This is a genomic window from Campylobacter bilis (assembly GCF_016806695.1).
GTDB lineage: Bacteria > Campylobacterota > Campylobacteria > Campylobacterales > Campylobacteraceae > Campylobacter_D > Campylobacter_D bilis.
Genome location: NZ_WUED01000010.1, coordinates 53,090 through 59,379, shown reverse-complemented (window position 1 = coordinate 59,379; position 6,290 = coordinate 53,090). Strand labels below are relative to the sequence as shown.

7 protein-coding genes and 1 tRNA gene are annotated in these 6,290 nt (G+C 35.0%); all 8 read right to left on the bottom strand.

Annotated elements, in window-relative coordinates:
• Positions 1–340: 340 nt before the first annotated feature.
• A complete protein-coding gene (locus tag GRQ01_RS06045; protein WP_158334891.1) occupies positions 341–826 on the bottom strand; it encodes an HIT family protein in 486 nt (161 codons plus the stop codon).
• Positions 827–835: 9 nt separating this feature from the next.
• Positions 836–1,612 (bottom strand): indole-3-glycerol phosphate synthase TrpC, encoded by a 777-nt coding sequence (gene trpC, locus GRQ01_RS06040; RefSeq protein ID WP_158334890.1) that lies wholly within the window; start codon positions 1,610–1,612, stop codon positions 836–838.
• A complete protein-coding gene (locus GRQ01_RS06035) occupies positions 1,599–2,885 on the bottom strand; it encodes a tetratricopeptide repeat protein (protein ID WP_158334889.1) in 1,287 nt (428 codons plus the stop codon). The genes trpC and GRQ01_RS06035 overlap by 14 nt, the downstream gene beginning before the upstream one ends.
• Complete coding sequence (locus tag GRQ01_RS06030) at positions 2,858–3,232, bottom strand: YkgJ family cysteine cluster protein (protein WP_158334888.1); 375 nt, start codon at positions 3,230–3,232, stop codon at positions 2,858–2,860. Before GRQ01_RS06030 ends, GRQ01_RS06035 begins: the two co-directional genes overlap by 28 nt.
• The gene (locus GRQ01_RS06025) at positions 3,222–3,917 is read right to left on the bottom strand and encodes a tRNA1(Val) (adenine(37)-N6)-methyltransferase (RefSeq protein ID WP_158334887.1); all 696 of its coding nucleotides are present in this window, start codon (positions 3,915–3,917) and stop codon (positions 3,222–3,224) included. Before GRQ01_RS06025 ends, GRQ01_RS06030 begins: the two co-directional genes overlap by 11 nt.
• A 6-nt stretch (positions 3,918–3,923) precedes the next feature.
• The gene (locus GRQ01_RS06020; RefSeq protein ID WP_193699226.1) at positions 3,924–4,070 is read right to left on the bottom strand and encodes a hypothetical protein; all 147 of its coding nucleotides are present in this window, start codon (positions 4,068–4,070) and stop codon (positions 3,924–3,926) included.
• Positions 4,071–4,107: 37 nt separating this feature from the next.
• Positions 4,108–4,184 (bottom strand) — tRNA-Arg (locus GRQ01_RS06015).
• A gap of 23 nt (positions 4,185–4,207) precedes the next feature.
• A complete protein-coding gene (gene fusA, locus GRQ01_RS06010) occupies positions 4,208–6,283 on the bottom strand; it encodes an elongation factor G (protein WP_158334886.1) in 2,076 nt (691 codons plus the stop codon).
• Positions 6,284–6,290 lie beyond the last annotated feature (7 nt).

The following is a 6,290-nucleotide window of genomic DNA, read 5'->3' as shown; positions in this document are numbered from 1 at the left end:
AAAGGAGTAAAAAGCATATTGTGGTCCACTAATTTGTGCCATAGCACAAGAACTTAGTAAGGATATGGTAGCTAAGGATAGGGCTAGTTTTTTAGAATTTGGTTTTTTTGATTTTAAATTCTTTGAAGTTAAATTCTTTGATCTTAAATTATTTGTTTTTTTAAATCAGAGTATTTAGATTTTAAATACCCCCCCCCAGAGAGTATTGCAAGCTTTCATAAGTGTTCCTTTAAAGTAAGATAAAATATAAAAAATAATTATGTAATGATAAAATATATTGTTTTAAAAGGAGGTTAAAATGTAGGGTTTGAGGGGTTTGGAGATAAAAATAAAAGGATGATTATTTAAGATCTTTAAAGGCTTGAACGAGTTTTTGATAGATTTGATCTAAAGGAGCTACACAAACTCGGGTTTGAGCTATAGTGGTGATGAAATTAGTATCGCCAGCCCAACGTGGAACTAAATGATAATGGCAATGCGAAGCTATGCCCGCACCTGCATCTTTGCTTAAATTCATGCCTATGTTTACACCGCGTGCATGTAGGTGTTGCTTTAAAACTTTGACGCCTAAGCGTACAAAATGACTCATTTCTTGCCAAGTTTGTAGGCTTAAATTTTCTATGTGTTCTTCATGCAAATAAGGGATTATCATGAAATGTCCTGCAGAGTAAGGATAGCGGTTCATGAGTGCAAAGCAATGCTTAGCACGAAAGATCACGCCTAATTCTTCATCACTTTTGATTTGATTGGTGCAATCACAAAAAGGGCAGAGGTTTTGATCTTCTTTAAAATACTCACTACGCCATGGAGCATATAAATACTGCATTTGTCTCCTTTAAAGTAAAGCTTTTAAGGCTTTTTGTTCATCAGCTTGACGCATGAAATACTCACCGATTAAAAAAGCATCTACGCCTAAATCTTGCAAGTGGATTAAAAATTCTTTGTCTTCTAAGCCACTTTCTGCGATGATGATTTTGGAATTAGGAATAGAAGGGATAAGCTTTTCACACAAGGTCATATCCATGGAAAAATCCTCTAGATTGCGATGATTAATGCCTATGATATGGGCTCCTGTGAAGATGGCCTTGCTTAGGTCTTCTTTATCATGGATTTCAACTAGGGCTTGAAGTCCTAAATGCTGGGCAAATTCAAAGAGTCTTTTAAGCTCTTTCATACTTAGCATTTTAGCGATCAATAAAATAAAATCGGCCCCATATACTAAAGCCTCTAAGATCTGATACTCATCGAAAATAAAATCCTTTCTTAATAAAGGAAGTTGAGTGTAACGGCGTATGAGGGATAAATACTCTAAAGATCCTTGGAAAAAATGCTCTTGTGTTAAGACAGAAATGGCTGCTGCTCCGCTTTTTTGATAATTTAAAGCTATTTTTAAAGGATCAAAATCCTCTTTTATAACGCCTTTGCTGGGGCTGGCTTTTTTCACCTCGGCTATGATTTTAACTTCTTTTGCTACTCTTTTTAAAGCCTTGATGACATCTTTTGGAAAGAAAGGATTAGACGCTAAAGAACGCCCTAGCATATCATAGGGAAGTTGGGCTTTGCGTTTTTTTAGATCTTGTTTTGTTTTTTCGAAAATTTCATTTAATATCATGGTTTATGCATGCCTTTATCGCTTTTATGTGGGCTTTACCCTCGGGAGAATTTGCTAATTCTTCATTATTTAATACTGGTTTTAAAAGCTCCCATGCTTGATCACATTGGCTTAGCTTATAATAACCCCAAGCTAGAGAATCTAGATAATATAAATTATGAGGTTCTTTTTCTAAAGCAAGCTTGACAAACTCAATACCTTTTTTCACATCTAAATCATAATCAATAAGTAAATATCCATAGTAGTTTAAATATAAAGGATTGCTTTGTTTTTGGATGGCTTTTTCGAATTTCGCTTTAACAGAATGGATGACTTTTGGGCTGAGTTTTTTAGACGCATTGGCACTTTCAAATTCAAAGATGGCGGATTTTAAAAGATATTCTTTATCTTTAGTCTGGTGGTATAGCTTGAGGCTTATTTTATTAGCTTCATCAAAACGCTTTAAATTCTGATATAAGGCAAGCTTGATATCATCATCTAAATCGTATTGTAAGGCAAGATCTAAGGCCTCTTGGGTTTTAGCCTGTAAATTTAAAAGCTCGACTAGGGCTAAAATGAAAGATTTGTCATGGCTAAGCTCATAAAGTTCTTTATAAAGTTCTTCTAAGGCCTCTAGATTTTTCTCATCAAAATAAATTTTTGCTAATAAAAGGCAAGCTCTAGGTGAACAAGAATTTGTTTTTCTTGCGAATTCTAAGACATTTTTGATATTTAAAGTATCATTTAAAAGCACATAAACGCCTATTAATTTAAACAAAATTTCTTCATTTTGGACTTGATTATAAGCAGATCGATAGTATTTTGCGGCATGTTTTAAATCCTTTTTTCTGACTAAAATATCGCCATAAAGTTCTAGATTTCTAGGATCGCTGTCTTTTTTCCCTAAAAGATCTTGCATGAGTTTTTGAGCATCATGGAGATTGTTAGAATGTAAGGCATACAGGGCACTAAGACGCTTGAGATTGTCGTTTTGGTCTCGGTGAAGCTTTGCTAGATTGTTTAATTGCTCTTGCTTATCAAGATTATTAGCTAGGGTTAATAAAAAGGCATTTTGCAAAAAAACACTATCATGATAGTCTTGATACAGTGCTAAAAACTCATCTCTGGCTTTTTGGTATTGTTGGTAATACTCATAGGTGTAAGCTTTCATAACTCTTTGATCAAAATCACTAGTTTTGTATTTTTGATCATCAGGATAAAAGACAAAGGTTTGTGAAGTGCTACAAGCAGCTAGTAAAAAAGCTATTAAGACAAATAACAAATTCCTATACATTCTTTTTCTAATTCCTTTTGATGCGTTTTAAAGTATTCCCAAAATGGAAAAGTACGGCATTGTTTTGGACGTAAATCATAAATGCTGCAATTTCTTTCTTGGGTATTAAAAAAAATACAAGCAAAACCCTCTTCAAATTCAATTTCTTTAAAACTCATTCTCAAACCTACTTTTTTAAGGTATTTATGAGTGAATTCCTCTTTTTCTAAATTTAAATGCTTTCTTAATGCTTCTAATTCTTCCTTGCTTGCAAAAATATTTCCGCTTTCTCCGGTGCAACATTTGCCACCGCATTTTTCACAAGCATTCTCATCAAAAGCAAAAGAAAAATCCTTCTTAAATATCATAGCTTTCTAACCTAAATTTCAAATGAATTTCTTGCATTTGTTTGCTTAAAATTTCATTTTCATATACAAAAAAAGGTGTTAAAATCTCGCAAGGGGATTTAACACCCTTTTTTACCTGTATTAAAACCAACCTTGCTGGCTTATTTTCATGCGTGTGGACAAAACAAAGTTTTGTTGCTTTCATTCTCATGTCTTTGAGTGCGAAAAAAACTTTATCCAAAGCTGAAGCTTCATAGCAAAAATATAAGCTTCCATGAGGTTTTAAAATAGCATGGGCTTTATTAAAAAAAACATGTAAAGGCAAAAATTTTTCAAATTTACTGATGTATTTGTGGACATTAGGGCTTTTATAAGAAGCTTGAGTATAAAAAGGAGGATTGCACACTATGAAATCAAATTGATTTTGGCTTTGGAATTGATTAAAATCTACGTGGAAAACATGTGCTTGGATATGATTGGCTTTGAGATTTTTCTTGATCAAATAAATATTTTCTTCTTGGATATCTAGCAAAGAAAGGTTTAAATGCTTAGCATGTATTTTAAGCAAAATACCTATAATGCCACAGCCTGCACCTACATCAAGGACATCCCCTTTCACGCCTTGTTTTAAAATAAAATCAGATAAAAGCAAAGAATCACTATTATAACGGTATCCTTGGGATAATTGGGCTAGAGTGATTAACATAAAGTGTTAATGCGTCGGGATTTTAATACGGTTTGGATATTGTTTTTGAGGCATTTTTGTGGTATTTTCATCTTCAGAATGTGAAAAATGATTTGAAAAATTTTCTGCCTTTAAAAAAGAAAACACTAAAATGGCTAAAAGAATAATTTTCATTGTATGTTAACCTTATATATTTATATCGCCTTTAGCATGGTGTCCCCGGCGAGATTCGAACCCACGACCTCAAAATTAGGAATTTTGCGCTCTATCCTGCTGAGCTACGAGGACAGAAAAAAAGCGGGAAATCCCGCTTAGGCGTTTCTTTTTTTAATAATTTCTTCGGCAACATTTTTAGGAACTTCATCATAGTGATCAAATTCCATAGAATACGTCGCACGACCTTGGGTTTGGCTTCTAAGATCTGTAGAATAACCAAACATTTCAGCTAGAGGGCAAAAAGCAGTGATGATTTTATTACCACCTCTTTCATCCATGCTATTGACTTGACCGCGACGCTTATTAAGATCCCCAATAACATCACCCATATAGTCTTCAGGAGTTTCAACTTCAACCTTCATCATAGGTTCTAAGATAATCGCACCTGCTTTTCTAGCACCTTCTTTAAAACCCATAGAAGCAGCAAGTTTAAAAGCCATTTCCGAAGAATCGACTTCATGATAACTTCCATCATAAACAGTGACTTTAACATCCTCTACAGGATAGCCAGCTAAAACACCATTTTGCAATGCTTCTTGGATTCCTTTATCCACTGCTGGGATGTATTCTTTAGGAATGACCCCACCTTTAATATCGTTTACAAACTCATATCCACTGCCTGGTTCAAGTGGTTCAAGACGTAAAAATACATGGCCGTATTGACCGCGACCGCCTGATTGTTTAGCGTATTTGTATTCTTGCTCGACAGTTTTTCTAATGGTTTCACGGTAAGCTACTTGAGGTTGACCTACTTCAGCTTCTACTTTAAACTCACGCAACATACGATCTACAATGATTTCAAGGTGTAATTCACCCATACCTGAAATGATAGTCTGACCACTTTCTTCATCTGTAGATACTCTAAAGCTTGGATCTTCTTGGGCTAATTTATTTAAAGCTATAGACATTTTTTCTTGATCGGCTTTGGTTTTTGGCTCGACAGCAACAGAAATAACAGGATCTGGAAAGTCCATTCTTTCAAGGATAACTTTATCTTTTTCACTGGCTAAAGTATCACCTGTTAATGTATCTTTAAGTCCTACAACAGCACCGATTTCGCCTGCATAAAGTACTTTGATTTCTTCCCTTTTGTTAGAATGCATTTTCAAAAGACGGCCGATTCTTTCTTTTTTATCCTTAGTGGAATTATAAGCATAAGATCCACTTTCTAAACATCCACGATAAACACGCACGAAGGTAAGCTGACCTACAAAAGGATCTGTCATGATCTTAAACGCAAGGCCTGCAAACTCACCATCATCAGTTGATTTTACAGATACTTCGGTTCCATCTTCGTACTCGCCTTTGATATTAGCAACCTCATCAGGAGCAGGCAAATAAGCCACAACAGCATCAAGCAAAGGTTGAACGCCTTTATTTTTAAAAGCAGTACCACAAAGCATAGGAACTATAGAAAGGCTTAAACATCCTGCTTTAATGCCTGCTTTAATTTCTTCAAGGCTTAGTTCTTCTGCGGCTAAATATTTTTCCATTAAAACATCTGAAGTTTCACAAACCGCTTCGATCATTTTAGTACGGTATTCTTGGGCTTTTTCTTTAAGCTCATCAGGAATTTCTTTTTCTACATAATCAGTAGGTTTAGTATCATCTTCCCAAACTAAAGCTTTCATAGTAAGAAGATCAACAACACCTTTGAAATTGTCTTCAGCACCGATTGGGATTTGAAGAGGGACAGGATTAGCTTTTAAGCGATTGCGGATTTGTTCTTCTACATTATAAAAATTCGCACCAATTCTATCCATTTTATTAACAAATACTATTCTTGGCACGCCATATTTATTGGCTTGTCTCCACACAGTTTCGCTTTGAGGCTGTACTCCACCTACGGAACAAAACACCGCCACAGCACCATCAAGCACACGCATAGATCTTTCAACTTCTATAGTAAAATCCACGTGGCCTGGAGTGTCAATAAGATTGATTTGATGTTCTTTCCAAAAACAAGTTGTAGCGGCTGAAGTTATAGTGATGCCGCGTTCTTTTTCTTGCTCCATCCAGTCCATAGTAGCAGCACCATCATGAACCTCACCTATTTTATGACTCATACCTGTAAAGAAAAGAATTCTTTCACTAGTGGTGGTTTTACCCGCATCGATATGTGCAGCAATGCCTATATTTCTAACTTTTTTTAAAGGAGTGCTTCTTGACATTTTTTAT